Source organism: Novosphingobium indicum (genome assembly GCF_014645195.1).
In the GTDB taxonomy this organism is placed as follows: Bacteria; Pseudomonadota; Alphaproteobacteria; order Sphingomonadales; family Sphingomonadaceae; genus Novosphingobium; species Novosphingobium indicum.
Window position 1 is genome coordinate 3,003 of sequence record NZ_BMLK01000067.1, and the last position, 257, is coordinate 3,259.

Sequence of the window (257 nt, forward strand, 5' to 3'; positions counted from 1 at the left end):
GCAGCAAGGGCGGTCGCCCGCCCTTCGATCCGGTGATGATGTTCAAGGCGCTGATCCTGCAGGCACAGCACAACCTGTCGGATGCGCGGATGGAGTTCATGATCCGGCATTTTCGCAATCGCCTGACCGAGACGGGAACGCTCAAGCGGGTGATGAAGGCCTTTGACTGGCAACTCCAGAAGAAGGGTTATACCAAGACTCTCTGATCACGACCCATGCGCCCACTGGCGCAAGCCGATGGACATGATGCGCCATGG

Annotated in this window: 1 pseudogene; it reads left to right on the top strand. The window is 59.1% G+C overall.

The window, feature by feature from the left end:
* Positions 1 to 107: pseudogene (locus tag IEX64_RS24870) on the top strand (transposase); the annotation flags it as partial.
* Positions 108 to 257: the final 150 nt, after the last annotated feature.